Source organism: Xenorhabdus indica (assembly GCF_014467235.1).
GTDB classification, from domain to species: domain Bacteria; phylum Pseudomonadota; class Gammaproteobacteria; order Enterobacterales; family Enterobacteriaceae; genus Xenorhabdus; species Xenorhabdus indica.
Window position 1 is genome coordinate 45,861 of sequence record NZ_NKHP01000016.1, and the last position, 26,246, is coordinate 72,106.

Here is a 26,246-nt window from a genome sequence, read left to right on the forward strand (position 1 = left end):
ATCCTTAATTTTCATTACTTGTGTTGTGTTGTATTATCTGCTCAATGATTTTATCTATCTCACTATTATTGAATGAAAGAACATCAGTTTGATAAATAATCCGTTGCGGTGATTTGGTTGCCAGAGTTGTGCCTTTTGTATCTCTGGTATCAACCGTCGCATGCATTGATAAACCGATTCGTAAGGGGTTGAGGGCAACTTGTTTCGGATCTAATTCAATGCGTACAGGGAGGCGCTGTACCACTTTAATCCAGTTACCTGTCGCATTTTGAGCAGGAAGAATAGAAAAAGCGCTGCCGGTTCCTATATCCATGCCTATAATACGGCCTTGATAAATAATATTGTCACCATAAAAATCACTGACTAATTTAACTGGCTGCCCCAGACGTATGTTGGTGAACTGGACTTCTTTAAAATTAGCCTCAACCCATAACTGCTCAGAAGGGACGATTATCATCAAGGGTGTTGATTGGCTGATCCTAGCTCCGACTTGAACACTACGACGTGATACATACCCACTTACTGGTGCGTAAATCTTGGTACGTTGTAGTGATAACCAGGCTTCGCGTAGATTGGAGGCCGCCTTTTCTATATTAGGCAGTTTTTCCAGTGGATTTCCTATAACCAAAGCTTGGTTAATTTTATACTGTTGTATAGCAATTTTTAGATCTGCTTTAGCAATATCAACGGCTTTGCGAGCATGTTCTAATTCTTCAGCGGCTATGACATTGACCTTACCCAGTCTTTCTCTTCGTGCCAGATCATTTTTTAACTTGTTTAAGGTAAGCTGCTTTAGTTCCACATTTGCTAGAAGCTGGGGATTACTGAGGATGATTTTTTGTGTTTCACGTACTGCTTGTGCTAATGAATGTTTACTCTTCTCAAAGGCATTTTCAGCGTCAGTACTATCCAACGTTAAGAGAAGGTCTCCTTGTTGAACAAAGTCAGTATTATCAACATAAATATTTTTTACACTGCCATGAGCTTGTGACATGACTTGGACTTGATTTCCAGCAACATATGCATTATCTGTTGTCTGATAGAAACGTAATATTAAATACCAGTATGATAGGTAAGCTATACCAGAAAATAAAAAAAGTGATATAACACTAAGAAGTATTATTTTTCTCTTCTTATTACTTTTTCCTCTATCTGGTTCAGCCACTGTTTCAAGAGTATGATTTCCCATGTATTACTCCAATTTATTGAATCTTTCAAAACATATGCAATCAATTTTTTTATATGTTTCTGTCAGGCATCCATATTTCATTACTACAGACTTATCACTCTTATCTGAGATAATTAATTGTTATTCATAGTAATATAACGATGTTATTTTCATTGTTTACATATGTAATTTGAAATAAAAACAATCAGATCCATAAATATCACACACCAACATTTTTAATATACTCATTGTATAACTTATATAATGTGATTAGATTGAATAATCTGACTGAAATGAAAGAACAGAATAGTGTAGGACACAGGAAACTATAACTGTTTTAGGTTCTCAGCTTCTGCTCTACCCACAGAGCAACTCGTTGTGCATCTCTGGATGCACCAAGTAATAATTCAGAACTACGACTGCTGAGCCATTTCCTGCCTACAACAAACAAACCCGGATAAGGTGTTTTCCCCCCGTCGATGCGCCCACTCTCGCAGATAAATCCTTGCTCATTATGAACGCCGGGTAATGTTAACCAATTAGTGACTTCCCTATACCCTACACACCAAATTAATCCATCAATGTGATATTTTTTACCTTGTTGGTCATATAGTGTTTCATTTTCAGCTTTTACTAATTTTTGTGCTATTTGCACATTAAGCGCAGACAAGCGTTTGTTATTAAGCTCACTACATGGGATTGGATTACGCTGTTGTACTATTTTACCAACCAGACTCGATGTATCTGCATACAATAGCTTTGACTTATCTAGCCACCAAAACAGATCTTTACCCAGTACTTTATTGGGGACGAGAGGCCGAGGGGAGCCGCAGAATAATGTCACTTTCACCGAGGAAGAAAGTTCGCGTGCTATCTGGCGACCGCTAGCTCCATCACCTATAACAGCGATCTGAGAACCCGCCTGAAATTGCCCCGGATTCAGATAAAGGTCAGCCTTTAGTTGCTGAATAGAGGGGGACAAATTGCTTGCCATCTCAGGGATAATTGAGGTTTGATTAGCACCAGTGGCATTCACTAAACAAGGAGCAGAAAACTGCTCCCCTTGTTGAGTAGTTAGAGTAAACAAATCAGCTTGATGTTTAACACTGATAGCCTGCATTCCCGTTAAGATATTAAGCCTGTGGTGAAGAGCATAACGTTCCAGATAATCTGCTATTTCATCCTTGCTGGGATAACCATTAGGAGAACCAGGCAAAGGAAAATCAGCGAGTTGACTCATCTTACGGGAGGTAAATAACAACATATTATCAGGACGCCTACGCCAGATATCGCCAACACGCTGGTCTCGTTCCAGAATCAATGTATTGATTTTTTTTTTGTTAAGAACAGCAGCCAGTGCTAGCCCCGCCTGTCCTGCACCCACGATCAAACAATCGATTTTCATGATGTTTGCTCCAATTGTAATATATGCTCAGACAAGGAGTGGATAGTGGGATATTCATAGCCAAGAACAGGATCCAGCTTACGTTGTAATACTTTTTCTAACTGATTGATCAATATTACTCTGTTCACAGAATCAAGACCGAGGCTATCGAAAGAAACGTGTTCACTGATGGTAATTTCATAGCGTTGGAAATAAGGCGTCAAGTATTCGATTAGCCAACTTTTTAGCTCTAGTTCAGTCATTTTATGCTCCTTGAATCTCAGTGGTGAACAGGACATTGACCCGATGTAATTTGTCTTGTAAATAGAGAGAACGGCAAAGTTGTCGCTGGACTTTTCCACTGCTGGTTGTAGGCAACTTGTTGGTTTGAATAAAAACGACGTCAGCGATATCAACATCGAATGCAGCATTAATAGCCTGGATTACATTGAGTTTCAATTCTTCGAGATTATTCTCCCGTTCTGCATTTTTTTTCAGCTCTATGGCGATAACAACCCGTTGCTCCAGTTCAAAAGCGATTACTTTTCCTGGACGGAAGGCGGTGGACTGCATAGTCGCTGTATATTCAATGTCTTGCGGGTAAATATTCCTCCCTCGGATAATAATCAGATCTTTCAGACGCCCTGTGATAAATAAATGATGTTTATGCAGAAAACCAAGATCACCGGTGCGGAGAAAAGCCCCTTCTCCAGTGGTTGTATGGGCCATGAAGTTTTGCTGGGTTTGCTCTGGATTATTCCAATATCCTTTGGCAATACTTGGTCCCTGAACCCAAATCTCACCGATTTCATCGGGCTTACACAAGGCTTTTGTTTCTGGATTAACAATCATGACATGGTGACCGGGTGCAACTTGACCACAGGATTGCATGACAACCCCATCGGATTTTAAGACAATGTTTCCTTTTTCCAGACTGCTGTCGCAAAGCGTTAATGCAAATGGAGGATCGTCATGAGTGGATGCACTGATGACTAATGTCGCTTCAGCCATTCCATAGCAAGGTATTTGGCTTTGATAAAGAAATCCATACTCTTTAACTGCCTGATAAAAATGCATCAGCGTTTCATCTCTCACTGGCTCGGCACCGTTACCAGCCCAACGCCAGCGGGACAGATCCAAATTAAGTCCAGTGCAGTCTTGATTAGCGCAGAGGTCGTAAGCAAAATTGGGGACACTACAGAATTCAGCACCAAAATTATGCATCAATTGTAACCAACGTAATGGTCGCAGGATAAAAGATAGTGGTGGCATGAAATTATATTGTCCGCCTAAAGCCATAGCCAGCATGATATGGCCCACTAATCCCATATCATGAAACTGAGGTATCCAGCCCCCGATAACTAACCCTTCATGCAAGCTGAAAGTATCATTTATTGCCCGCAAATTATGGATTAGGTTATTATGAGTAACCATTACTCCTCTGGGAATTCCTGTAGAACCAGAGGTATATTGCAAGAAAGCTAACTGTTCTGGAGCAATTGAAGGAAGTTTGACTGTCTCATCTACTAACTGATTTTCCGAATAATACATGAAATTATGGTTGGGAAATTCATGTGCTAAAGAACTGCTTAATCCTGACGTGGTGAGAATCAGGTCCGCTCCTGAATCATTCAAAATTTGCATTAATCTTTTCAGGTGACGGCTTCCCTGAACGACATTAGATGGAACAGCAACCGCACCAGCCTTAAAGCAAGCCAATAACCCCACAATAAATTCCAGTCCAGGAGGATACATGAGAACAACAGTTTTTCCTTGTTGTCCGGCGGCCACAAGTGAGCAGGCAAGTAAGTGAGACTGTTGTTCCAATTCTAGCCAGGTCAGAGTAATAGAATCTGAATCCCCTGAAGGCAAAAATCGGTACACAATATGGTTTGGCTGTTGTGCAACATAATGTTTAACACAACATAATAGCGTGTTAGCATCCTTCAGAATCATATTGTTTCCTCTCCTGCAATAGCTAATAAATTCTGTATCTCCTGCTTCAGAGCATTAATCAGAACATCAATTTCGTGTCGTTCAGTAACATGCCCAAAACTGATGCGCAGCGCACTATCGATATAGGAATAAGGAGACTGCATTGCAAGTAAGACATGTGAACGTTGAGGTGTTTGTGCGTTATTACTACAGGCGGATCCCAGAGAAACCGAAATTCCGTGACATAAATCCAATCTGCTTGCTAACGCTTCTGCTCTGACTCCGGGAAAACTAATATTTAGTGTCCATGGAGCCTGATATTCAGGTATTATCTCACCATTTAAGTGATACTTGATGGATGAATTATCCAATTGATTAATAAGGTAACGTCTCATTTCCCGGCAATAATAAAGACGCTGTATTAATTCCTCACAGGCTTCTTCTGCTGCGGCAGCTAACCCTGCTATGCCTAATGTGTTCTCTGTGCCGCTGCGTAACCCTTGTTCTTGTCCACCACCATGCAGCAGAGGACACATTTTTGTCTGAGGGCTGTAGTACAGCCCGCCTATCCCTTTAGGGGCGTAAAACTTATGCCCAGAAAAGGCAACTGTTAGTGGTATATCATCAGGGCAGTACATAGGCCATTTTCCCACTGCCTGTATTGCATCAAGATGAAGGTGAATACCTTTCCCTTTCAGTCTGGAAGCAAGTGTATCGTAAGGCTGAATGACACCCGTTTCATTGTTAATAACCATCAGCGCAATTAAACAAGTCTGGGGGGTAATGGCATTACATAACGTGTCTTGATTTACTCTTCCTGTTTTATTGGGAGCAATGATTGTGAGTTTCAAACCTTGTTTTTGATACCAACTTAGAGGCTCCAGAATTGAAGAGTGTTCAATTGCAGAACAGATAGCATGATAACGAGATAACTGGTTAATAGGGATCTGGCTGAATACACTGTGTAGAGCGAGATTATTGCTTTCTGTACCTCCGGAAGTAAAAATGATCCTTTCAGCCGAGCCCCCCAGTAATTGAGCTATTGATTCTTTTGTATAGCTAATTAAGGTATGTAAACTCTGACTTAAACGATATTTGCCGGAAGGATTGGCAAATTGATCCAGCATTTGCTGAATTGCTATTTTTGATTTATGACTCAATGGAGTGGTCGCATTGAAATCAAAGTATAGCATTGTCATATATGCATCCTTATTTGTTGAAATAGAGCATGTAACATCTCTAAACAGTGCTGCTGTGAAGGCTGCAATTTACCTAACATTGTGTCGATTTCTGATGTGCTTAATTGGGCAATTTCGGTCAGCGTTTTTCCTTGAACTTGCCGGCAGAACTGATTGGACATAGCTAAAGAGGCAGTACATCCCCAAGCTTGAAATCGAGCTTCATTAATGTACCCTTCGTTATTCAGCGATAAGTCAATATCAACTTTATCGCCACATACGGAGTTACCTAGCTTGAGTTGAATATCGGGATTTTTTAGATATCCCTGGCAATCGGGATTACAGAAGTTATCAGTGATAATCTCATTAAACATATTCAAACCTCACTGAGTAACAGGACAAGCATTTTTTTGCTCGTCATCGGCTATCTTTCTCTCCAGATTAACAGCACAACAGCCGAATTCGGTTGCAGAAGGTGCTCGCATAACATATTGCATACGCTGAGAGTTACGGCCTGAAGGATCATTATCAGTACGCAGATAGATCATATCTTCAGTGAGTAACATTCCAGGAGTTGAACGTGCTATGGGATCGAAAATAACAAGCTGCCCAATTTCACCATCTTCCACCTCGCGAGATAAGTTTTCTGGATCACGGACAGAAAAGTGAATATATGGAGGAATATGTTTTTGATTAAATTCATCCTCTATAGCCAAAAAATTAGCCTCAACAAGCCCATACATATCACGTATCCGGTTGGTGGAAATACCTAACCAAGTTTCCAGTTCTTGATTAAATTTGGTACGAGATATCATAGCTCCAGTGAAACGTTTCCAGCCACCGAGCGTGATCACCATACTTCCACTATCTAGTTCCAGTTTAGTATTTGTCGCTTTTAAGAAACTAATAAAGCGATGAATAAGAAACGGGGGGCCTATTACATGGCGAGTAAATTTTCCTTGCCATTCTTTTAATTGGCTAATTGCCTCTTCCGGAACAAAACGCTCTTTTTTAACCATAAAACGATTGGTATCTAACAATCCGGCCAGCCAGTTGAACGCTTTTATCATTCCCATTTCAGGGATTTCCTCTGTCGAAGGACATAGACAGAGTCCTGCTCCACTAGAGAGCTTAAGCATATCGCGATATGAGTTATAGAGAGCTATAGTGGCGTAGTCCATTGTTTCATCGCATCGACGGGCAACACTGGGGATACCACTAGTACCTGTAGAACGCATTTCATGCTCAATACTGGAAAGAGGTTTGCTTAACAATCTGTGACTATTTGCAGATTTAAAAGTAGAGACTGGAATAATTGGAATATTTACTAAGTCCGCATAATTTTGGATGTCACTAGGGTGGATACCTTTCTCGTCACATTGTTTACGATAGTAAATATTATTTTCAAAATGATATCTAAAAGCATCTCTAATAATGTGGGTTTTTAATTCCTGTTGTTCTTCAATTGGAAGGGCATAAAGAAAATCACTATTTGTAACTATCCATTTTATAGCATCTCCTTTTGCATCTTTTATTCTTTCATACAGCTCAACTGCTTTGAACATATCATTAATCCTGTTAGTCGTTATATTATTTAAGAATTAATTATTCCATTTAGCGATAAGTAAAATATCTTAACGTGAGCTTTTTTGTTTTTCTTGAATAAACTGGCTAACTTTATCCTATAAAATTATTAGACGACTTATAAATAAAAACATATCTTTAATTTATCAATTTAAGTAAATAAGCTTTCATAATAACGATAGACTCATTTTTCTCATTTCCGGTTGTTGCCCTAATGAAAATGCAGTCATAAGTTTTTCAACGCACGCTAAAAGTTGTCACATAGACTGACAGCAATGATTCCGTGTGACGGTTTTATGCGAAGACTGCCACAGGCGTTCAATCTTATTTAGCCATGGCGAATAGATCGGTAAAAATAGCAGGTTAAATTGAGGATTTTGTTTTAGTCATTCCCTGACTTTCCGGCTTTTGTGAATACCATAATCATCCAAAATCAACGTGATACTTTTGGCTTGGCGATACTGACGATTAATTTTCTCTAACATATTGATAAATAAATCAGAGTTTTTCTTTATACCCCCCGACATAGGTCACTTGTAGTAGTATAAGGATCTTGGACACCTCAAAAGCCTTCTAATGTTATTCATATGATAATGACGTGTGACAATGAAAGTGAAACTCACCAAATGCCATTATTCCATTGAATTTAAGCTGGAAGCGGTTCAACAGGTTGTTCTCCATCAACAACGGGTTGTCGATATCGCCCGTTCATTGGGGATCAATAACAGCACGCTGGGAAAATGGGTTCGCCAGTACCAGGCCGAAATATAGGGAATAACGCTTGTGGGTAAGGTACTGACGCCCGAACAACGCCAGATACAATCATTAGAAAAACAAGTGAAATATCTGGAAATGGAAAAAGAAATCTTAAAGCAGGTGGCCGTGCTGATGAGCGAGATGCGCAGTGGCTCTATGCGTTGATCACACGGCTGAACCTCCGGTGGTCAGTCAGGGCAAGATCACGAATGTTTTTTAGTCAAAAATAAACAAGTTGCTTCGCGTAAAGAGCTGTGATCTTATACTCTTTTTTGAGAGTTGAAAATCAATACCATGTACCTCGAAAACTTTAGCCTGCATTTTTCAGAGATCCAAGACCCGCGCCAGAGAGCGAAAGTCGCTTATTCCTTATTTGATATCCTGTTTGCGTCGCTTTGTGCAATGATTGCGGGGGCAGAAGGCTGGAACGATATTCAGGAATATATCGAGGGCTACCATGAGTGGTTTCTGCAACAAGGCATGTTCAAAGAAGGTGTACCCGTTGATGATACGTTTGCCCGGATCGTTTAGCGGATCAACCTATAACAATTTAACTTCTGTTTTATCAATTGGATGAACTCACTTCCCGTCGGGTGGTGGGAATGGCCATCGGCTCCTCGCCGGATGCTGAGCTGGTCTGCCGGGTATTGAATAACGAATTGGAAACGCGTCATCTTGAAGGACGGCTGGTTTTTCATTCAGATCAAGGCAGTCAATACAGGAGTAAAAAGTTTCGCCGCTTACTCTGGCAAAATAAAATTATCCAAAGCATGAGTCGCAAGGACAATTGCTACGATAATTCTCCCATGGTACGGGTATTCCGGAGTTTGAAAAGTGAAGGATCCCGCCAGAAGGCTATCGGGATATTCATGAGGCAATGAGGGATGTCACAACGACATCCGTCCCCATAGCTTTAATGGGGGAATTTCTCCGGCTGAATACGAAAGACAGTGGGAAGCGGCTAAAAATGTGTCCGAAAGTTCTTGACCACTACATTTTTCGATTCAGTCTTTTTATCCGGGTTCATGCGTTAAATTGTTTCTTTCTAAATGTTGGGTGAATATTTTCCCAGTCAGGTGTTCTGCTTCTGGGAGGTTGTTATACACAGCATCATTATCCGTACAATGAATATTAAAGGTAAAGGGCGATAAAAAGGTAAGTAGTTTGTCTAATGTTTTTCTGGCTGCGATCCCAAAAACAGGCGCCACTCTTTGTTTCAGAGAGGGTTCCCGAGCATACCAGAGCCAGCGTTGATTTTTCTTGTTCCCACAAACGCCCCTTGCTCATCCATTTCACAGATAAGTTGAATGTTATCCCCGCCAAGAGGACGCGTCGTCATATTTCGGGGTGTAAGTTTTTAGCGTTGTCATGATGGTGCTTGTGGCCACTTTCAGGACACGGGCGGTGTTGCGGTATTCATTGCCATATCAATAGATTGCTTTTTAACACCGAGTTTGCAGGCTTGATAGGTGTATTCCAATTGAAAGATCTTACAGCAGGCATAACAGCGATGACCGCCATTTCCTTTTCCATGCCCTTTGACATGTTCTACTGTGTGACAATAACGAAAATAAACGTCAACTTTAGCCAGATTCCACCATTAAAAAGTTAGAGCATATTACAATAACTAACTATTCAATACATAACCTGTTTTATAGCCAGGGCAAACGGGTCTAAATTGACCAATGTGATTAACTGAGTGCATTCGGTAGTTTGTTATTTATAATCAGCATCCTGTCAAGAATAACCGTAGAAACTGCCATGCAAGCAACCACCCTGAGTCATGCCTTTGGGCACCTCACTGATCCACGTGTTAGCCGAACTAAACAGTATACCCTCATCGATATTCTGACCATCTCGATTTGTGCCGTGATCTGTGGTTGTGAAGGTTTCAATGCGATTGAAGAATACGGTAAATCCAAAGAAGATTGGTTTCGGCAATTTCTGGATCTTCCCAATGGCATCCCCAGCCATGATACCTTTAACGATGTGATAAACCGGCTTGCTCCCCAGTAATTTGGGCACGCTTTTACCCAATGGCGTTCCTGCTCTCCATTTGGTCAGCGCCTGGTCAGTCGCGAATCAACTCTGCTTTGGTCAGGTGAAATTCTCGGATAAATCGAACGAAATTACCGCGATCCCAAAACTGCTGGCCTTGCTGGATATTGAAGGTTCTACCATCACGATTGACGCGATGGGTTGCCAGTACAAAATCGCTGACCAGATTGTCGAGAACCAGGCCGATTATGTGCTGGCGTTAAAAGGCAATCAGGGCGAGTTTCATGATGATATCAAACTCTTTTTAGATACCCAGTTGACGAAAGGTTTTACGGGGATTTCTCACGCCAAAACCCAGAGCACGGAGGAATATAATGAACGCATCCCAACCACTGAACCTTTGGCACCGTGCTGGAATTGAGAGATGAGGCATGGTTCCTCGCAGATTTCCGGCCTTATAGTGCCTAAAAGCGGGAGCCTGTTGCTCCCTGATGACGGGAGGAACCACTCATGAAATTTACTCCTTTTGGCGTCGATATTGCAAAACATTTGATGCAAATTCATTTTGTCGATGAATACACCGGTGAAGTTATTGATAGACAGCTGCGGCGGCAGGATTTTTTAACGTTCTTCAGTAACCGCGAGTCTTGCCTGATTGGCATGGAAGCGTGTGGCGGTGCTCACTACTGGGCACGGGAATTGAGAAAACTGGGGCATGAAGTGCGTTTGCTTCAGGCGCGATTCGTCAGGGCATTCCGGATGGGAAATAAGAATGATGTTCAGGATGCCCGAGCCATATGGCAGGCGGTTCAACAACCCGGTAAATCGGTTGCCGTCAAAAACGAAGAACACCAGGCTATTCTGTCGTTACACAGGATGCGTTACCAATTAGTGAAATTCAGAACTGCGCAAATCAATGCGCTGCATGGTTTGCTACTGGAGTTCGGTGAAACTGTGCATAAGGGCAGAGCTTCATTGGATAAAGCGATGCCGGAGATACTTGAGCGGCTAAGGGAAAAACTGGCCCCTTTCCTGCTCAATCTTCTTGAAGAACAATACCACCGCTTGAACGAAATTGATGAACAAATTGAACAGGTGGAAAAACAACTCATAGCGTGGGCAAAACAGAATGCCGATTGCCAGCGGATTATGAAAATACCCGGTGTTGGTGTGCTGATTGCGACCGCCGCCATAGCCACAATGGGCGATCCCCGTGCGTTCCGGTCGGGCAGAGAATTTTCGGCCTATCTGGGATTAGTGCCGAAACAGACGGGGACGGGAGGCCGGATCAAATTACTGGGGAGCAGTAAACGGGGAGCTACCTATCTGAGAACGCTGTTTATCCATGGAGCAAGAGTCGCCACCTTAACCACAAAAACGCCCTTACCCTGGGTGACTGAACTCAAAAAACGACGGCCGGCCTGCGTGGCTATAGTGGGGATGGCCAATAAACTGGCTCGTACTGTTTGGGCTCTGGTAGCCCATCAGCGGGATTACCAAAAAGATTACGTCAGTGTCAGACCGCTTAATTAAAACCTGACACTGATTAATCTCAACATGTAATGACAAGGCTGAATGCAGAAAGATTGCGGAGGCAATAATCATGATGACAAAGACAGGTAAGACCGTGACTCGCTAAGCCTGTATGGTCGCCAGAGCGTCAAGCTCGTCGGAGGAATGAGGAGCAAGCCAGCGGATTACATCGAGGCCCGCAGCATCGGCTGCAATAAGGCTGATGTTATGAACTCCCGCTCCTCACGGAGTAAGATGGGAATTCATCAATAAAATCCAGCCAGCTTTGGGAGGAGATTATGCCTAATCTCATCATCGGTCTTGATATTGCTAAATTGCTAAAAATATTTTTCAAGTTTATGGGACCAACCACCGTAGCATAGCCACTATTAAACGAAAGTTACGTCGAAATAGTGTGTTGAAGTTTTTTGCGACTCTGGAGCCTGCACTCATTGGGATTGAAGCCTGCCATAGTGCACATTATTGGGCTCGGGAATTGAGAAAACTGGGGCATACGGTTCATTTGTTGCCAACCCAATACGTTAAACCTTTTGTTGTTGGTGGAAAAAATGATGCTAATGATGCTGCTGCGATCTGTATGGCAGTAACAAGACGGGATATTCACTGTGTGCCCATAAAAAGTGCTGAGCAGCAATCATTACAGTCATTGCACCGAATACGGGAAGGAGCTATTCAGGAAAGAACAGCTAAATCAAATCAGATCCGGAGTCTGTTTTCAGAAGAAGGCATCATATTTCCGACCGGGCTGTCTTCGCTAAAAAAAGGTCTCCTTGAGCTTATAGAGGACGGTGAGTCCGTGATAACCCCTATCCTGAGAAAGCTGGGCAAGATGTATCTTGAACAATTATCCTGTTTACAGGCGTGGATCGGTGAGCTTAACGAAATGATTGACAGATATTTCAAAGAGAACGATGCCTGTCAACGGTTAGCCACCATTCCCGGTATTGGGCCGGTGATCGCCACGGCCATTGTCAGTCGCGTTGGGGATCCTGGTCTGTTCAAAAATGGCCGACACTTTGCTGCCTGGCTAGGGTTAACTCCCAGGCAATATTCCAGTGGTGGAAAAACCCGACTCGCCGGAATAACGAAACGGGGTGATAGTTATATACGAAAGTTGCTGGTTCAGGGCGCCAGAGCCGTGATTTACCACATAAACCGAAGGCATGATAACTATGGCGATTGGATAAAAAAACTGATGCAGCGCCGTCCGGTAAATATTGTGGCTATCGCGCTGGCAAATAAGATCGCCAGAATATCATGGGTGATACTAATGGGTGAAGAAAAGTTCAGAGTGACATCGTAATCACAGGGGAATGAAATTTATTTTAGCTGTATTGATCTTGCTAATTGCGCAGGAAAAGTGAGAGGGGAGATCGGTCAAACCGACACCTGCAAAACCTGATATATCCGACGACCAAGAATGAATAAAGGTCTGAAGGCCGATAAGGAGCAGGTGTGCATATATCCATCATGGCTCAGCAGAAAATAACCTGCAAACACAGAAGCCGAATGTACGAACGCAGTTATGACCGCCATTCAACGAACCTATCTTGCACATAAGCGGGAGTTCATGTATGGATATAGAGCTGCAACCTACCGTCGATGTCAACATGATTTTTGTCTTGCAAACGGGATGCGTTCATATAGGTGATCATGGCCGTATCGAACAGCGTCAGTTGTGGCTGGTTAACGATACCATTGGTTGCGGGAACAGCACCCTCAGTGGCATACGCTGGGCGGCATCGCGGTTGTGGAGTCCTGGTGTGAAGAGCAGGGAAAACCAGCGAGTTATGAAAGACGTTATTATATCACCAGTCACCGTGATAAGTCGGCCGACTTTATCGCGTGTGCGATACGCAGTCATTGGCATATTGAAACGAAGCTGCACTGGCAGTTGGACGTCAGTTTTGGTGAAGACAGCCAACGTCTGAGAAGTGGCTATGCCGCTGAAAACACAGCATTAATGAATAAAATAGCCCTTAACCTATTGAAAAATGAGAAAACAGTTAAGGTGGGTGTAAAAACCAAGCGTCAGAAAGCAGGATGGGATAATAGTTATATGCTGAAAGTCCTCACGGTGGGTTTTACGTCAGTATAATTTAGATCCGTTTGCCCTGGTTTTATAGCCCCTTATCTTTTATCACTAATTGATACGCCTTAATCTCGCATTTTTGTGTTTCCGGGCACTGCTTACAGCCACCACTCAGGCAGGAGGAAATATCCACTTCCTCCAATTTACCCATTATCACCAGTTGCTTGAGCATGGCTTCTACTATGGACTGTGGCGCTGAAAGCTGATGGCTCAACGATCTAACATCGGTACGTCCATTAAGGGCAACGGTATCCCGGACTTGCAACAGGCTAATCATAATGGCTCCTAGTGACAGCTACCGCCGGAACATTCGCAGTTTCGGTCTTTGGTGCTGTGATCTTTGGTACTATTAAGTGCAATTGTGACTTTACTGCGTGCGCGACGTAAGCCAATAAAGACAAATATATTAAACAGAATGACAGCTAGAATAGTGAGCAAACTGCTTTGCGGATGTGCAGAAAACGTCGCGACCTGATAGAACAGCGCAGACAGAGAATAGGCGACGTTTAATCCCCATAGAATGGAAAAAGTCATCCAGCCACGGCTGGTCTCACGGGCAATAGCTCCCATTACAGAAACACAGGGAACGTATAACAGCACGAAAATCAGGTAGCTATAGGCTGCGATAGTTGAACCAAATTTAACGCTCATCACTCCCATAGAACTACTGTCCATATCGCCATCGCCTTTGCTGGCTTCAATCGGGTTAGACAAAGCACTGAGAGTCAATGCTTCTTTCAAACTATCCCATGTTTCTGTCACTGAACCTTTCAGCTCATCCAGCAAATTAAATTCATCCGGATTGAAGGGTTGTTTAGTGATATTTTCAGCGGTATAAAGCGTATTCAGTGTACCGACAACGACCTCTTTTGCCATTGCTCCCGTGATCAGGCCGACAGTTGCCTGCCAGTTCTCAGCATGTACACCGATAGGCTGAAGGATCGGAGTGATGACTTTACTGACAGACGCCAGAGCAGATTCGTTGATATTGTCCACGGTCTTGCCAGAGAAAGAAAAACTATTGAGAGCGCCGATAAACATACTAGCGGCGACAATCACTTTACCCGCACGGATCACAAATCCTTTCAGACGCTGCCAGGTTTGGATTAGCAGGGTTTTGGCATGGGGAATATGGTATACCGGCAGCTCCATAACAAAAGGTGATGCTTCTCCCCGCATTATGGTGAATTTGAGCAGCAAGCCTGTCAGGATAGCAACGACAATGCCGAGGATATACAGAGAAAAGACAATACTTGCGCCCTGTTTATTAAAGAAGGCTGCGGCAAAGACGGCGAAAATAGCCAGCCGTGCACCACAGGACATAAATGGTGCCATCATGATAGTAATCAGTCTCTCACGTGGAGCATCCAGCGTTCTGGAACCCATCACGGCAGGGACGTTACAACCGAAGCCAACAATCAGTGGGACGAAGGATTTACCCGGCAATCCCAAAGATTGCATCAACCTGTCCATCACAAATGCTGCCCGGGCCATATAGCCAGAGTCTTCAAGGAAAGAAAGAAACAGGTACATCATGCCGATCTGTGGAACCAATGGCAGCATGGTATTGATACCACCTCCGATACCCTGCGCAAGGAAAATCGTCAGCCAGTCGGGGAAGTGGAGTGTATAGCCGAGCCACTGCATACCATCAATGAAAATAGCAGCAGAAGCACCATCAAAGATAGGTTGTAAGGCACCACCAATATTAATCGCCAGTACGAACATGAGGTACATGACAAACAGAAAGATAGGTACACCTAGCCAGCGATTGAGGATAACTCTGTCCATCGTCTGAGTCAGTTTATTAGGGATTGCGGAGTGGATATCAGTGACTGCCAGACACAGTGCGTTAATCGTTTGGTAGCGGGCGTCAGCAATAATAAGTTCCGGCTCCTCAATTTGCTGCTGTTGCAGGCGGGTTTTACTTTCAGTCAGTTGCTCCTGAGTCAGGCCCGAACGTGTAAAGCTGTAAATATCTCCTTCCAGTACCTGTAAGCTGAGCCAACGACGTTGTTGTGGATTGAATTTCTCTGAGATCTGGCCGGCGAGAAGAGCGACTTCCTGCAATAAGGTTTTGGGGTAATCAACCAACACAGGCCGAAGAGTTTGTTGATATTGGTCAATGGCATCTTTCAGCGCGTCTATCCCTGTAGAACGGGTAGAAATGAGTGGGATCACTGGACAACCAAGGCGTTGTTCCAGTGCCGCGATATCAATGTTGATATGTTGGCTTTTGGCGATGTCCAACATGTTCAGGGCAAGAATACAGGGAATGCCAAGCTCGATAAGTTGCAACGAAAGATAGAGATTACGTTCCAGATTCGAAGCATCAACGACGTTGATAAACATATCAGCTTCACTACTCAGTATGTAGTGACAGGCAATTTGCTCGTCAATCGAAGTTTGTTCAGAAATGGTAGTAAGAGAATAAGTACCGGGAAGGTCTACAAGATCTATGTGATGATTTTGGGTAGAAAAATGCCCGGTTTTACGTTCAACTGTCACCCCAGACCAGTTACCGACTCGTTGTCGGGAGCCTGTAAGTTGGTTAAATAAAGTGGTTTTCCCAGAGTTGGGATTACCGATCAAACCTATAGTTAATTGCTTCATCATACTTTTTACTGATTAGGAATATTGCATGTCATTACATTCAGTTTAGACTGTAATGAACTTGGACTTCATTCTGCTGAATTTACTGCTAATGTGAGGAGTGCTAAGTCTTTTTTACGGAGGATAAGATTGACTCTGCGTGTTTCTATTTGAATGGGATCGCCCAAGGGTGCTACCCGGATGACCTGAAATGTGGAGCCGGGCAGCATTCCCAGAGATAATAACTTCTGTCTGTATGCTGGATTTATCTGTGGAAAGAATCCCAGAATTTTATAGCTTTGATTTGGAGTCAATAACATATAACATTCCGTCAAAATTAGAAAGTTAGTGATTATGAGAATTATTATCCTCAATAAAGCAAAATTCACAAGAAAAAAGTGCATTAATTATTTTGAATTAAAGTACTAATGAGAATAATATGCAATACCAATGCTATGTATCTATCACGAATGATGATGGAGTAAGTTGATATTAATCAGATTAATGGTGATTTTATTGAAATTAAAGTTATGTAAAGAATGTATGGGGAAGCTAATAACAAGCTCCAATAAGAAATGGAGCTTGTTGCTATTTATTTTTTCTATGAATTTTTCAAATGTATTTTGTTTTATTCATTAATTTTGGGGTGGATGGAGCAGGTCACTTAATGGCACCGGAACACGGGCATCATCCTGGTGCTCACTCCAAAGTGTTGAGTCATACACCCACCATGCTTCAATTTTCAATTCGTAGAAACGGCGTATCGCATTACCATAATAATCAGAGATAGGACGGGATTTTTTCTTTCTGATATTCTCATCCGGATAAGTTTTCAGGAAGAAGTAATCATATGTTTCTTGTAATTCATCGTCGGGGACTTGATAGGCATGGCCAATGAATTGAGAACCTGCGAGTATCAATGATGAGTCAGGCATAGCGATGCTACTGTATATTGTACCGCTGACACAAGGGTTCATACACAGCTCCTGACTGTGTCGGGTATCTTGTTTTGAATACCAAATTAAACTTAATGGATTATATTTAGGAATATAAAAGAGCGTTGATGACCAAACTGATTCTGCGTCTGGATCATTAGTGGCAAGATTAAAAAATCTTATATTGCTGAGTAAGTCAAAACTGCTTTGGACATATTTATTCATAAATTATTCCTTAACAATTTGAATTTTTCTATGTTTTTAATTTTATTAAATAAATTACCATTATTATGGTAAGTGTTATTATGAAATATATTTATTGTTAAATATATTGCGTGATGAATTATACGGGTTATTAATGAGGAACGTCAGCCATTATCACCTATTTAAATTTATTATATCGCCAATAAAATAAAGTCATCACAATGAAGAGTATGGTTTTTTTATGTATATAATTGAGAAATATTTTCAGAAATAGAAATAAGATTACATTAATTAAAATTCGTTTTATTTACCAGAATAAACTGGCCCAGTCGGGCCAGCTCAGGAAATAATTTATTGAAAGAGATTAACGTTTTTTATCAAGAGCGGCAGCCAACGCATCACTCATGATACTGTTGGCCAATGGTGCAGAGTTTGATGAACGGAGATTATAGCGACCTTTGCCATTTTTGCTGTGCTCATTGCTATTACGTTCATGGCGATTCCCCCCCTGAATGCTGCCACGGCGAGCGGGTGCTTCACCCGGCTGTTCATCAAGGCGCATCGTCAGGGCAATACGTTTACGGTTCAGGTCAACATCCATCACCTTGACTTTCACGATATCACCTGTTTTCACGACGGAGTGTGGATCTTCCACAAAGTGATTGGATAGGGAAGAGATATGCACTAATCCATCCTGATGCACGCCAATGTCAACGAAAGCACCAAAGTTGGTGACATTGGTGACAGTGCCTTCCAGAATCATACCTGTTTGCAGATCATTCATTGTTTCAATACCGTCGGCGAAAGTGGCTGTTTTGAACTCAGGACGTGGGTCACGACCGGGTTTCTCCAACTCTTTCAGGATATCGGTGACTGTCGGAATACCGAATTTTTCAGTTGTGAAATCCTGAGCCTTCAAATTGCGCAGAGCGGCTGGATTACCCATCAGTTCCGGCAAAGTCTGTTCTGTTATTGTCAGAATTTTTTCAACGACCGGATAGGCTTCTGGATGAACGGTGGAAGCATCCAGCGGGTTATTGCCCTGATTAATGCGCAGGAAGCCCGCACATTGCAGAAAGGCTTTTGGCCCAAGGCGTTGAACTTTCAATAGTTCTGCACGGTTATTGAAACGACCATTCTCGTCACGCCAATTTACGATATTCTGGGCGACAGAGCGAGTCAGACCGGCTACGCGGGTCAGCAAGGAAACTGATGCCGTATTCAGATCGACACCAACACTGTTTACACAATCCTCAACGACGGTATCCAGTTTTTTGGCAAGCAGGGTTTGGCTGACATCGTGCTGATACTGGCCGACACCAATGGATTTAGGATCGATTTTCACCAGTTCTGCCAGCGGATCTTGTAGACGGCGGGCGATGGAGACAGCTCCACGCAGAGAAACATCCAAATCAGGGAATTCTTGTGCGGCTAGCTCTGAAGCGGAGTAAACAGATGCGCCAGCTTCGCTGACCACGACTTTCTGCGCAGTAACGTCAGGATACTGTTTCTGAACATTGGCAAAGAAACGTTCTGTTTCACGAGATGCAGTACCATTACCGATGGCAACCAGGTCAACATTGTATTTGGTACACAAGGCTGCAACGACGGCTGCTGCTTTGTTTTCCTGACCAGTATGCGGGTAAATGGTATCCGTAGCGAGCAGTTTGCCTGTCGCATCTACAACCGCAATTTTTACTCCTGTGCGGAGACCCGGATCTAATCCCATTGTGGAACGCATTCCCGCAGGTGCTGCCATCAACAGATCGTTCAGGTTACGGGCGAAAACGTTGATCGCTTCATTTTCAGCTTTTTCGCGTAGCGTCCCCATCAGTTCGGTTTCCATATGTAACAGCACTTTAATGCGCCATGTCCAGTTCACGACAGCCTTGCGCCAATTATCAGCCGGCGCGTTATTCAGGCGCAGGTTCAAATGCTCTGTGATGATCTGTTCGCAGTAACTTTCCTTAGGTGCTTCTTCAAATTGAGGATCGGCATTCAGGGACAGTTGCAGGATACCTTCATTGCGTCCGCGGAACATGGCAAGGGCGCGGTGGGATGGTACAGAGGTGATGGCTTCATGGTGATCAAAGTAATCGCTGAATTTGGCACCTTCTTCCTCTTTACCCTCAACAACTTTGGCAACCAAATGAGCATTTTTCCACAAATATTCACGTATTTTCACCAACAAAGAGGCATCTTCAGAAAAACGTTCCATCAGGATATAGCGGGCACCATCCAATGCGGCTTTGGTATCTGCAACGCCTTTGTCAGCATGAATATAAGCAGTTGCAGCCGATTCTGGCTCTTGCTGTGGGTCTTGCCACAGCAGGTCTGCCAATGGTTCCAGCCCGGCCTCAATGGCAATCTGCCCACGGGTACGGCGCTTAGGTTTATAGGGCAGATAGAGGTCTTCCAGTTCGGTTTTGCTCAGAGTGGTATTAATGGCTTCAGCCAGTTCAGTCGTTAATTTTCCCTGTTCTTCAATGGATTTCAGGATAGTCTGGCGACGATCTGACAGTTCGCGTAGATAACCAAGGCGGTTTTCAAGCTGGCGAAGCTGTGTATCGTCCAGACCACCGGTGGCCTCTTTACGGTAACGGGCAACAAAGGGAACAGTATTGCCTTCATCAAGTAAGGTAATAGCTGCTAGGACTTGTTGTGGTTGAGCCTGTAGCTCACCAGCAATGATTCGACTTAAAGATTCATTCATGGTCTGTTTTCTTTAACTTTCTCAGCGCCTGTAAATATCAGCAGACAGGGCTAAATTTATCTGATCTACCCTTCATTCAAATGGCTTTTTGATGACAGCAACTTGAAATCCATTAAGTACAGATGCTGACAGGGTTCAAACTTGACTCCATTATATACGTACAGAGCGCAATAATTTCCAGTTTATGCTTTTTATCTTTCAGGTTACCTGTTTTTGGGCTGTTACTTGTTGTTGTGATGCAACTCGAAATCTATCAGGTATAGCACAATATTTCTGTCAGGTTGCGACAGAATTCATCGAATATCTGTACGGTTAGGATATAGTACTGCGCCATTAATCATATTTTCTCAAGTGGGGTTTTCATGGGCAAAAGTAACTACATTACCCGAGAAGGCTGGTTGGCGCTTGATCAGGAACTGAAGTATCTCTGGAAAATTGAGCGCCCAAAAGTCACTCAGGCTGTGTCTGATGCAGCCGCGTTGGGGGATCGTTCAGAGAATGCAGAATATATTTATGGTAAAAAAAGGTTAAGGGAAATTGACCGCCGTGTGCGTTTTTTATCCAAGAGATTGGATGTTCTGCAAATTGTGGATGCTGATCCGCGGCAGGAAGGCAAAGTTTTTTTTGGGGCCTGGGTTAAAGTCGAAAACGAAAACGCCGAAGAATATATTTTTCGCTTAGTGGGGCCGGATGAATTTGACCCTGCCCAAAAATGGATTTCAATTGATTCACCTGTGGCAAGGGCGCTGCTTGGTAAGCAGGTCGATGATGAAATTACCGTCATGACACCTAATGGTAAGGTGGTTTACTGGATATTGGAAATTAGTTACCAGCCATTGGAAGCATAAAAATCAGGTGTAAATGGAAACAGGACAACAAGGATGAAAAACAGAAACATAAGCAATCATTGCCAATATTATAAATATTCATAGAATACATGATCTTAGTGTCTTTTAGAGCTTAGATTTTCTGTGAGAATAATGGATATTGCGAGCATGGAACATCTTGGGAGCTGAAACATGCAAGAGAGTTATAAAATCCTTGTTGTTGATGATGATATGCGTTTACGCGTATTGCTGGAGCGCTATTTATCAGAGCAGGGTTTTCAAGTTCGTTGTGTTGCAAATGCAGAGCAGATGGATCGATTGTTGACCAGAGAATCTATTCAATTGATTGTACTGGATTTAATGCTGCCGGGCGAAGATGGGTTGTCTATCTGTCGAAGATTGAGAAGTCAGCATAACCCGCTCCCCATCATTATGATCTCCGCGAAAGGAGAAGAGGTTGACCGGATTGTTGGTCTGGAAATTGGTGCAGATGATTACCTTGCAAAACCTTTTAACCCGCGAGAACTATTGGCCCGTATCCGTGCTGTCCTGCGCCGTCACTCTAATGAATTGTCTGGCGCCCCGACACCGGATAACGCAATAGTCACTTTTGGTAAGTTTAAGCTGGATCTTGGGACTCGTGAAATGTTTCATAAAGATGAACAACTGTCCCTGACCAGTGGTGAATTCTCTGTACTGAAAGCATTGGTATCTCATCCCCGCGAACCTTTATCACGGGATAAGCTGATGAGTCTGGCACGAGGCAGGGAGTATGGTGCGATGGAGCGTTCCATTGATGTTCAGGTTTCCCGTTTACGTCGTTTGATTGAAGAAGATCCTGCCCATCCTCGTTATATCCAGACTGTTTGGGGACTAGGATATGTTTTTGTTCCTGATGGTAGTAAGGCATGAGTGGTCGAGGTTAGATTAATAATTAGCAAGGCATATATCAATTGTAGTCAAGCATAACTGGAAGAACGCATGAAAAAATTCAGGCTCCCAGGGCATGGTGTATTCCTCTGTGCCTTGTATTGGATATTGGCGATGCTGTTGGGCAGCCTGATGGTCAGTTCTTTGGCCGCTTATCTACTATTATTAGTACTGGAAAAATCATCATCGCTAGAAAAAATATCATTTATCAGTGTATTACCGTATATCTTCATCAGTGTGTTAACGACAGTATTATCAGTTTCTACGGCATTCTGGTTTTATCTGCGTGCCCAAAAACAGCACCTAACTACCATACTGCAAGCAATAATAAAGATGGGAAAAGGGAAAGTCGTTACAGCATTACCTGAATCGGGAGCACCTGCCATCCAGTCAGTTATTCGGGCATTTAATCAAATGTCGGTAAGGGTTAACTCATTGGAGGATGAGCGTGTCATTTTTATGGCAGGCATAAGCCATGACTTACGCACTCCCCTGACTCGTATACGGTTAGCGATCGAAATGGTTGGTGGAGAAGATGATTTCCTGTATGAGTCGATTAATCGTGATATTGAAGAGTGCAACACAATCATTAATCAATTTATCAATTACCAGCGGTCCGGGCTGGACGCCATAATAGGCCGCTGTGAATTAAATCAACTTATTGAGGACGTCATTGGTGCAGAAAAAGCGGTCATGGCAGAGAAGACGAACACGGAAAATAATAGTGCCGAAAAAAGTATCGAAGATAACCTGTCCGCAGCTCCTGTTTTCATTATGGCTAATCCGCTTTCAGTTAAACGTGTTCTGGCGAATATGTTCACTAATGCCCATCGCTATGGCAATGGTTGGATTCGCATCAGTAGTGGGGCTACTGAACAATTTGGCTGGTTTCAAATAGAAGATAATGGGACAGGTATAACACAAGAAGAAGCAACAATTTTGTTTCAGCCTTTCAGGCAGGGAAAACAGAGTTACAGTAATAAACTCCATCATCATAATAGTGGCGTCGGCTTGGGGCTTGCGATTATCCGCCGCATCATCGACAAACATGACGGTTATCTTGACATAGGCAGAAGTGAGAAAGGTGGGTTATCCATTCGCGCCTATATTCCATTGGCGACTGAACCATCCGCTGTAGAACCATCAGTCATAGATCGAGTCTGTTCATAATACGTAAGATGTTGGCATAGTGAAATAACTGCAACATAATGCTTTGGAGTCGTGACCAGCAATTCTAAAAATCAATTCTTAGAGAGCGATATTGATTTACATTAAGATATTCTGCTTTATATTTTTTATTTAAGTTAACGCGATACTCGACTTTTATGATGAGTTGAAATGACATAGCCGCTCCTTTATAACTTTAAGTCGTCAAAAATAGAGAAATAAAGGAACAAAAGGCTATGTCACAGCATTTGGGTTCGCTAAACAGATTTCGAATCTTTGGGTTGTTAAACAACAACTGCAAGAAAAGCTGGCGAAGTTATTGGGCGCGCTCGACAGGCCGGTACATATTATCGACGGATTTCCGCTGCCCGTCTGTGGATTTAAAAGAGCAAAAGGCAGTGCCAACTTCAGAGGACAAGCCGATTATGGGTACTGCGCTGCCAAAAACGAAACTTACTACGGCTTCAAAGGACATCTCATGATAGACGAAATCGGCGTGGTAAACGGGTTTACACTGACGCCCGCCAATGTCAGTGAGCGTGAAGCAACCTGAGATGTGATCAGCTCGATAAAAGGCTGTTTGCTGGGTGATAAAGGCTATTTAAACAGGAAATGAAAGCAGAGGATATTGAAATGATTACCCCCGTGCGTGCCAATATGGATGATCCCATCCCCAGAAAAACGAGAAGGGTCATTAACGCCAAACGCCGTTTAATTGAAACCGTGATTGGTCAACTCGCCGGACAATTTGCTATCGAGAAGTGCTGGGCACGGGATTTGTGGCATTTGAGTAATCGAATTGCCAGAAAACTGCTTTCTCACACCTTGGGTATTTTTGCCAATTTTCAACAAGGTAAAAGTCAACGCGACTGGCTTCAACAAGCCAACGTTATAGGATGTTGAAGTCGAGCATCGCGTTATTTTTCTATTTTCAAAACATTCCCCTATAGTTCCCAGTGTGCAGAACTATGCACTGTAGTTGATAACATTGAAATATTGTTAACACCCACAACTAGCCCTATCGGAAGCGTTAGATTCAATAGAGAACACGGGCTGCTGATAAGTTCCACACTGGAAAGAACCATAATGTTGAAGCCCTTCGCCGATAACATCAAATAGCACACTATATCGACTGTTTTTTATCATATCAGCCGTATTACGACATACGGGTACAGCACGCCCAGTCTCAAAAGAATGACCAATGTCCAACATAAAACGGTCAGGTGCTTCCGGCAACTTTCCTTTATAGATAGCAACTTGACCGTAGTCCTCGCAGCCCTCCTCCAGATCCATCTTAAACAATCGCAGAGTAATAGAATATAATCTTGCTCCCCCAAGTTTAGCCGCAATTATAGGATTAGATATGGTTTTCAATGTTTTGGCAGTGACTCTCACATCAAGAAATCCGGCCTGTCGCGCCAAATGAATAAAATCCTCGAAATACAATGCATCGCCTATGCACTCACCCACGATGAGTGGATCTTGTTTCAATTCTGGTGCTAGCCTGCGATCTGAAAAAATATCGGCAAAGTAAATTTCCCCCCCAGGCTTGAGTAACTTTGCCATACCAGTCAATACATCCGCTTTAGCCATTGATAAGTTGATTACGCAGTTCGAGACAATGACATCGACACTTTCAGGTGGAAGGTTTAGCTTATCCAGTGCCTCAATATGGCCTTGCAAAAAACTGACATTGCTTTTGGCATAACCAAAAACTTCACGGTGATGATCGATATGACTCTGAGCGAAGGCAATTTGTTCAGGAGTGGCATCTATACCAATAACACTACCCTGCTCGCCGACTAGGCTGGATAACACGAAGCAATCTCTCCCTCCGCCACAACCTAAGTCAAGTACCGTTGCCCCTTCCAGTAACGGAGGGAATGGTATGCCACACCCGTAGAAACGCATTTGTACCTTGGGATGAATTTTCGCCAAAATGGATTTGATAGTATTAGTAGGTTGCTCTTCCACAGTACAAACCTTAGTAGCTAAATCCTCCTTATCTACTAGCGTATCACCGTAATAATTCTGCACTTCCTCTATTCTCTGGTCAAATTCATATTGTTTCATGCTTATACCTACTCCCTTTTCTTTGTTCTATCTTTCTTCTGTTCAGAATTGGAAGAACCGAGGTTGCTTTCTCTTACCGGTTCTATCCGTGTATCGCAGCAGGATGTCGGTTTTACTCCTGAATCTTTGGTGGATTCTTCAGACACTTCCTCGATACGTACCGCACAGCAGGTGGACATTTTTTGTTTGCCGAACAAACTAGCCCAGAAGCTTTTTTTCTCAGACATTTTTCATTCTCCTTACATAAACAACAGGTTAGCGATATAACCCACACCGATAGCAACAGTGAAAATAGTGACCACAAAAATACTGACTAGGCGGGGGCGAAAAATGGTGTTAAGCAAGGTTACCTCAGGGATGCTGGCACCTGCGCCGGCAATAATCAGCGCTGCGACCGCACCTATGCTCATTCCCTGAGCCTGCAAAGCCATACCTATAGGAATCAGGGTCTCGGCACGGATGTACAGTGGTACACCAATGGCTGCCGCGACTGGGACGGCAAATGGATTGTCGGCACCAGCTACGTTGGCAATCCACTCGCCCGGTACCACGCCGTAAATTAACGAGCCGATACCGGCACCAATCAGCAAATATGGCAAAGATGTCTTGAACAAACTGAATGCTGAGTGACCAGCACGGAACAAACGTGATTTGAAGTCTGTCGACTTCAATATGTCGACCTCACCGACCAATCTCACTTTTTTAATGTCTTTTTCCAGTCCGAAAAACTGCCAAATCACACCGACCACAACAGCTAGAATAAAAGTCGATACAGCATAGAATAACGTGAATTTCCATCCAAATAATGTGACCAGCAAGCCCAGAATGACAGGATTCAGAATCGGCGATGAAATCAAAAATGACATGGTAGCGCCAAATGGGGCCCCTGCGTTAAGCAAACCGACTGTGACCGGAATGGTCGAGCAGGAACAAAATGGTGTTACGGCTCCTAGCCCCGCACCAACGATGTTGCCGCGTAAACTACGGCCAGTTAACAAACGCTGGACAGTACTGGCTGGAACATATTCCTGCATCATCGCTACTATAAAGCTGACGATTAAAAATAACACGATCAGCTCTCCGCTAATGATGGCAAAGAACTTCATAGTCTCAGTGAAGGTGTTGAGGTTCATAAGCATTCCTGATCAATGCATAGATGATCTATGTATGTACTTAA

Annotated in this window: 25 protein-coding genes and 5 pseudogenes; 13 read left to right on the forward strand and 17 right to left on the reverse strand. The window is 43.1% G+C overall.

Annotated elements, in window-relative coordinates; genetic code table 11:
* Window positions 1-4 precede the first annotated feature (4 nt).
* The 8 genes and pseudogenes from emrA to Xind_RS13180 form a co-directional block, all read right to left on the reverse strand.
* Window positions 5-1,189 carry a multidrug efflux MFS transporter periplasmic adaptor subunit EmrA gene (gene emrA, locus Xind_RS13145; RefSeq protein WP_187650214.1) on the reverse strand — a complete coding sequence of 395 codons (1,185 nt, stop codon included), beginning with the start codon at window positions 1,187-1,189 and terminating at the stop codon, window positions 5-7.
* A gap of 316 nt (window positions 1,190-1,505) precedes the next feature.
* Window positions 1,506-2,573, reverse strand: a complete 1,068-nt coding sequence (locus Xind_RS13150) for an NAD(P)-binding domain-containing protein (protein ID WP_222941804.1) — start codon at window positions 2,571-2,573, stop codon at window positions 1,506-1,508.
* Entirely contained in the window at window positions 2,570-2,815 is a 246-nt protein-coding gene (locus tag Xind_RS13155) for an acyl carrier protein (RefSeq protein ID WP_187650215.1), read from the reverse strand. The genes Xind_RS13150 and Xind_RS13155 overlap by 4 nt, the downstream gene beginning before the upstream one ends.
* A 1-nt stretch (window position 2,816) precedes the next feature.
* The gene (locus Xind_RS13160) at window positions 2,817-4,508 is read right to left on the reverse strand and encodes a fatty acyl-AMP ligase (protein WP_187650216.1); all 1,692 of its coding nucleotides are present in this window, start codon (window positions 4,506-4,508) and stop codon (window positions 2,817-2,819) included.
* Entirely contained in the window at window positions 4,505-5,686 is a 1,182-nt protein-coding gene (locus Xind_RS13165) for a cysteine desulfurase family protein (protein ID WP_187650217.1), read from the reverse strand. The genes Xind_RS13160 and Xind_RS13165 overlap by 4 nt, the downstream gene beginning before the upstream one ends.
* Window positions 5,683-6,039: an iron-sulfur cluster assembly scaffold protein gene (locus Xind_RS13170; RefSeq protein WP_187650218.1), complete on the reverse strand. Its 357-nt coding sequence runs from the start codon at window positions 6,037-6,039 to the stop codon at window positions 5,683-5,685. The genes Xind_RS13165 and Xind_RS13170 overlap by 4 nt, the downstream gene beginning before the upstream one ends.
* 9 nt (window positions 6,040-6,048) lie before the next feature.
* Window positions 6,049-7,230: a LuxE/PaaK family acyltransferase gene (locus tag Xind_RS13175; RefSeq protein WP_187650219.1), complete on the reverse strand. Its 1,182-nt coding sequence runs from the start codon at window positions 7,228-7,230 to the stop codon at window positions 6,049-6,051.
* A 186-nt stretch (window positions 7,231-7,416) separates the two neighbouring features.
* Window positions 7,417-7,767: pseudogene (locus Xind_RS13180) on the reverse strand (IS630 family transposase); the annotation flags it as partial.
* Window positions 7,768-7,855: 88 nt separating this feature from the next.
* On the opposite strand from Xind_RS13180, the gene Xind_RS13185 reads away from it, so the two are divergent.
* The 4 genes and pseudogenes from Xind_RS13185 (at window position 7,856) to Xind_RS13200 (ending at window position 8,886) form a co-directional block, all read left to right on the forward strand.
* Window positions 7,856-8,020, forward strand: coding sequence for a transposase (locus Xind_RS13185; protein WP_187650220.1), 165 nt, complete (start codon window positions 7,856-7,858; stop codon window positions 8,018-8,020).
* Between the two features lie 12 nt (window positions 8,021-8,032).
* Window positions 8,033-8,170 carry a hypothetical protein gene (locus Xind_RS13190; RefSeq protein WP_187650221.1) on the forward strand — a complete coding sequence of 46 codons (138 nt, stop codon included), beginning with the start codon at window positions 8,033-8,035 and terminating at the stop codon, window positions 8,168-8,170.
* 129 nt (window positions 8,171-8,299) lie between these two features.
* Window positions 8,300-8,533: pseudogene (locus Xind_RS13195) on the forward strand (transposase family protein); the annotation flags it as partial.
* A gap of 41 nt (window positions 8,534-8,574) precedes the next feature.
* Window positions 8,575-8,886: a DDE-type integrase/transposase/recombinase gene (locus Xind_RS13200; RefSeq protein ID WP_276511086.1), complete on the forward strand. Its 312-nt coding sequence runs from the start codon at window positions 8,575-8,577 to the stop codon at window positions 8,884-8,886.
* A gap of 115 nt (window positions 8,887-9,001) precedes the next feature.
* On the opposite strand, the pseudogene Xind_RS25465 reads toward Xind_RS13200, so the two are convergent.
* Window positions 9,002-9,596, reverse strand: a pseudogene (locus tag Xind_RS25465) (IS1 family transposase); the annotation flags it as partial.
* Window positions 9,597-9,766: 170 nt separating this feature from the next.
* Between Xind_RS25465 and Xind_RS21700 the strand changes: the two are divergent.
* The 5 genes and pseudogenes from Xind_RS21700 (at window position 9,767) to Xind_RS13225 (ending at window position 13,634) form a co-directional block, all read left to right on the forward strand.
* Window positions 9,767-10,021, forward strand: coding sequence for a transposase family protein (locus Xind_RS21700; protein ID WP_246432539.1), 255 nt, complete (start codon window positions 9,767-9,769; stop codon window positions 10,019-10,021).
* A gap of 31 nt (window positions 10,022-10,052) precedes the next feature.
* A pseudogene (locus Xind_RS21705) lies at window positions 10,053-10,424 on the forward strand (ISAs1 family transposase); the annotation flags it as partial.
* Between the two features lie 89 nt (window positions 10,425-10,513).
* Entirely contained in the window at window positions 10,514-11,536 is a 1,023-nt protein-coding gene (locus tag Xind_RS13215) for an IS110 family RNA-guided transposase (protein ID WP_187650223.1), read from the forward strand.
* Between the two features lie 325 nt (window positions 11,537-11,861).
* Window positions 11,862-12,839 (forward strand): IS110 family RNA-guided transposase, encoded by a 978-nt coding sequence (locus Xind_RS13220; RefSeq protein WP_338114355.1) that lies wholly within the window; start codon window positions 11,862-11,864, stop codon window positions 12,837-12,839.
* A 399-nt stretch (window positions 12,840-13,238) separates the two neighbouring features.
* Window positions 13,239-13,634, forward strand: a complete 396-nt coding sequence (locus tag Xind_RS13225; protein ID WP_246432541.1) for an ISAs1 family transposase — start codon at window positions 13,239-13,241, stop codon at window positions 13,632-13,634.
* Between the two features lie 22 nt (window positions 13,635-13,656).
* On the opposite strand, the gene Xind_RS13230 is transcribed toward Xind_RS13225, so the two are convergent.
* The 5 genes from Xind_RS13230 to Xind_RS13250 form a co-directional block, all read right to left on the reverse strand.
* Window positions 13,657-13,905, reverse strand: a complete 249-nt coding sequence (locus Xind_RS13230) for a FeoC-like transcriptional regulator (protein WP_187650224.1) — start codon at window positions 13,903-13,905, stop codon at window positions 13,657-13,659.
* Between the two features lie 8 nt (window positions 13,906-13,913).
* Window positions 13,914-16,241, reverse strand: a complete 2,328-nt coding sequence (gene feoB / locus Xind_RS13235; RefSeq protein WP_187650241.1) for a Fe(2+) transporter permease subunit FeoB — start codon at window positions 16,239-16,241, stop codon at window positions 13,914-13,916.
* A gap of 68 nt (window positions 16,242-16,309) precedes the next feature.
* Window positions 16,310-16,540, reverse strand: a complete 231-nt coding sequence (gene feoA / locus Xind_RS13240) for a ferrous iron transporter A (RefSeq protein ID WP_047685144.1) — start codon at window positions 16,538-16,540, stop codon at window positions 16,310-16,312.
* 315 nt (window positions 16,541-16,855) lie between these two features.
* The gene (locus Xind_RS13245; RefSeq protein ID WP_047685150.1) at window positions 16,856-17,380 is read right to left on the reverse strand and encodes a hypothetical protein; all 525 of its coding nucleotides are present in this window, start codon (window positions 17,378-17,380) and stop codon (window positions 16,856-16,858) included.
* A 343-nt stretch (window positions 17,381-17,723) separates the two neighbouring features.
* Entirely contained in the window at window positions 17,724-20,072 is a 2,349-nt protein-coding gene (locus tag Xind_RS13250; protein WP_187650225.1) for a Tex family protein, read from the reverse strand.
* A 362-nt stretch (window positions 20,073-20,434) separates the two neighbouring features.
* Here Xind_RS13250 and greB point away from each other — a divergent pair, with 362 nt between their 5' ends.
* From greB to Xind_RS24605, 4 genes and pseudogenes are all read left to right on the forward strand, one after another.
* Window positions 20,435-20,920 (forward strand): transcription elongation factor GreB, encoded by a 486-nt coding sequence (greB, locus tag Xind_RS13255; RefSeq protein ID WP_047685155.1) that lies wholly within the window; start codon window positions 20,435-20,437, stop codon window positions 20,918-20,920.
* A 171-nt stretch (window positions 20,921-21,091) separates the two neighbouring features.
* Window positions 21,092-21,811: an osmolarity response regulator transcription factor OmpR gene (ompR, locus tag Xind_RS13260; RefSeq protein WP_047685160.1), complete on the forward strand. Its 720-nt coding sequence runs from the start codon at window positions 21,092-21,094 to the stop codon at window positions 21,809-21,811.
* 69 nt (window positions 21,812-21,880) lie between these two features.
* The gene (locus Xind_RS13265; protein WP_187650226.1) at window positions 21,881-22,999 is read left to right on the forward strand and encodes an ATP-binding protein; all 1,119 of its coding nucleotides are present in this window, start codon (window positions 21,881-21,883) and stop codon (window positions 22,997-22,999) included.
* 250 nt (window positions 23,000-23,249) lie between these two features.
* Window positions 23,250-23,899 (forward strand): annotated as a pseudogene (locus tag Xind_RS24605) (IS982 family transposase); the annotation flags it as partial.
* A gap of 96 nt (window positions 23,900-23,995) precedes the next feature.
* On the opposite strand, the gene Xind_RS13275 reads toward Xind_RS24605, so the two are convergent.
* Genes Xind_RS13275 through Xind_RS13285 form a run of 3 tightly spaced genes read right to left on the reverse strand, consistent with a single transcriptional unit; the run spans window position 23,996 to window position 26,202 of the window.
* Complete coding sequence (locus Xind_RS13275; RefSeq protein ID WP_222941805.1) at window positions 23,996-25,069, reverse strand: methyltransferase domain-containing protein; 1,074 nt, start codon at window positions 25,067-25,069, stop codon at window positions 23,996-23,998.
* Between the two features lie 8 nt (window positions 25,070-25,077).
* Entirely contained in the window at window positions 25,078-25,296 is a 219-nt protein-coding gene (locus Xind_RS13280) for a hypothetical protein (RefSeq protein WP_187650248.1), read from the reverse strand.
* 12 nt (window positions 25,297-25,308) lie between these two features.
* Window positions 25,309-26,202, reverse strand: a complete 894-nt coding sequence (locus tag Xind_RS13285; protein ID WP_047682585.1) for a permease — start codon at window positions 26,200-26,202, stop codon at window positions 25,309-25,311.
* Between the last annotated feature and the right edge of the window lie 44 nt (window positions 26,203-26,246).

Coding starts and splice junctions, on each gene's coding strand:
- emrA (WP_187650214.1), bottom strand. CDS start 1,189: ATGGGAAATCATACTCTTGAAACAGTGGCTGAACCAGATAGAGGAAAA.
- Xind_RS13150 (WP_222941804.1), bottom strand. CDS start 2,573: ATGAAAATCGATTGTTTGATCGTGGGTGCAGGACAGGCGGGGCTAGCA.
- Xind_RS13155 (WP_187650215.1), bottom strand. CDS start 2,815: ATGACTGAACTAGAGCTAAAAAGTTGGCTAATCGAATACTTGACGCCT.
- Xind_RS13160 (WP_187650216.1), bottom strand. CDS start 4,508: ATGATTCTGAAGGATGCTAACACGCTATTATGTTGTGTTAAACATTAT.
- Xind_RS13165 (WP_187650217.1), bottom strand. CDS start 5,686: ATGACAATGCTATACTTTGATTTCAATGCGACCACTCCATTGAGTCAT.
- Xind_RS13170 (WP_187650218.1), bottom strand. CDS start 6,039: ATGTTTAATGAGATTATCACTGATAACTTCTGTAATCCCGATTGCCAG.
- Xind_RS13175 (WP_187650219.1), bottom strand. CDS start 7,230: ATGTTCAAAGCAGTTGAGCTGTATGAAAGAATAAAAGATGCAAAAGGA.
- Xind_RS13185 (WP_187650220.1), top strand. CDS start 7,856: ATGAAAGTGAAACTCACCAAATGCCATTATTCCATTGAATTTAAGCTG.
- Xind_RS21700 (WP_246432539.1), top strand. CDS start 9,767: ATGCAAGCAACCACCCTGAGTCATGCCTTTGGGCACCTCACTGATCCA.
- Xind_RS13215 (WP_187650223.1), top strand. CDS start 10,514: ATGAAATTTACTCCTTTTGGCGTCGATATTGCAAAACATTTGATGCAA.
- Xind_RS13230 (WP_187650224.1), bottom strand. CDS start 13,905: ATGATTAGCCTGTTGCAAGTCCGGGATACCGTTGCCCTTAATGGACGT.
- feoB (WP_187650241.1), bottom strand. CDS start 16,241: ATGAAGCAATTAACTATAGGTTTGATCGGTAATCCCAACTCTGGGAAA.
- feoA (WP_047685144.1), bottom strand. CDS start 16,540: ATGTTATTGACTCCAAATCAAAGCTATAAAATTCTGGGATTCTTTCCA.
- Xind_RS13245 (WP_047685150.1), bottom strand. CDS start 17,380: ATGAATAAATATGTCCAAAGCAGTTTTGACTTACTCAGCAATATAAGA.
- Xind_RS13250 (WP_187650225.1), bottom strand. CDS start 20,072: ATGAATGAATCTTTAAGTCGAATCATTGCTGGTGAGCTACAGGCTCAA.
- greB (WP_047685155.1), top strand. CDS start 20,435: ATGGGCAAAAGTAACTACATTACCCGAGAAGGCTGGTTGGCGCTTGAT.
- ompR (WP_047685160.1), top strand. CDS start 21,092: ATGCAAGAGAGTTATAAAATCCTTGTTGTTGATGATGATATGCGTTTA.
- Xind_RS13265 (WP_187650226.1), top strand. CDS start 21,881: ATGAAAAAATTCAGGCTCCCAGGGCATGGTGTATTCCTCTGTGCCTTG.
- Xind_RS13275 (WP_222941805.1), bottom strand. CDS start 25,069: ATGAAACAATATGAATTTGACCAGAGAATAGAGGAAGTGCAGAATTAT.
- Xind_RS13280 (WP_187650248.1), bottom strand. CDS start 25,296: ATGTCTGAGAAAAAAAGCTTCTGGGCTAGTTTGTTCGGCAAACAAAAA.
- Xind_RS13285 (WP_047682585.1), bottom strand. CDS start 26,202: ATGAACCTCAACACCTTCACTGAGACTATGAAGTTCTTTGCCATCATT.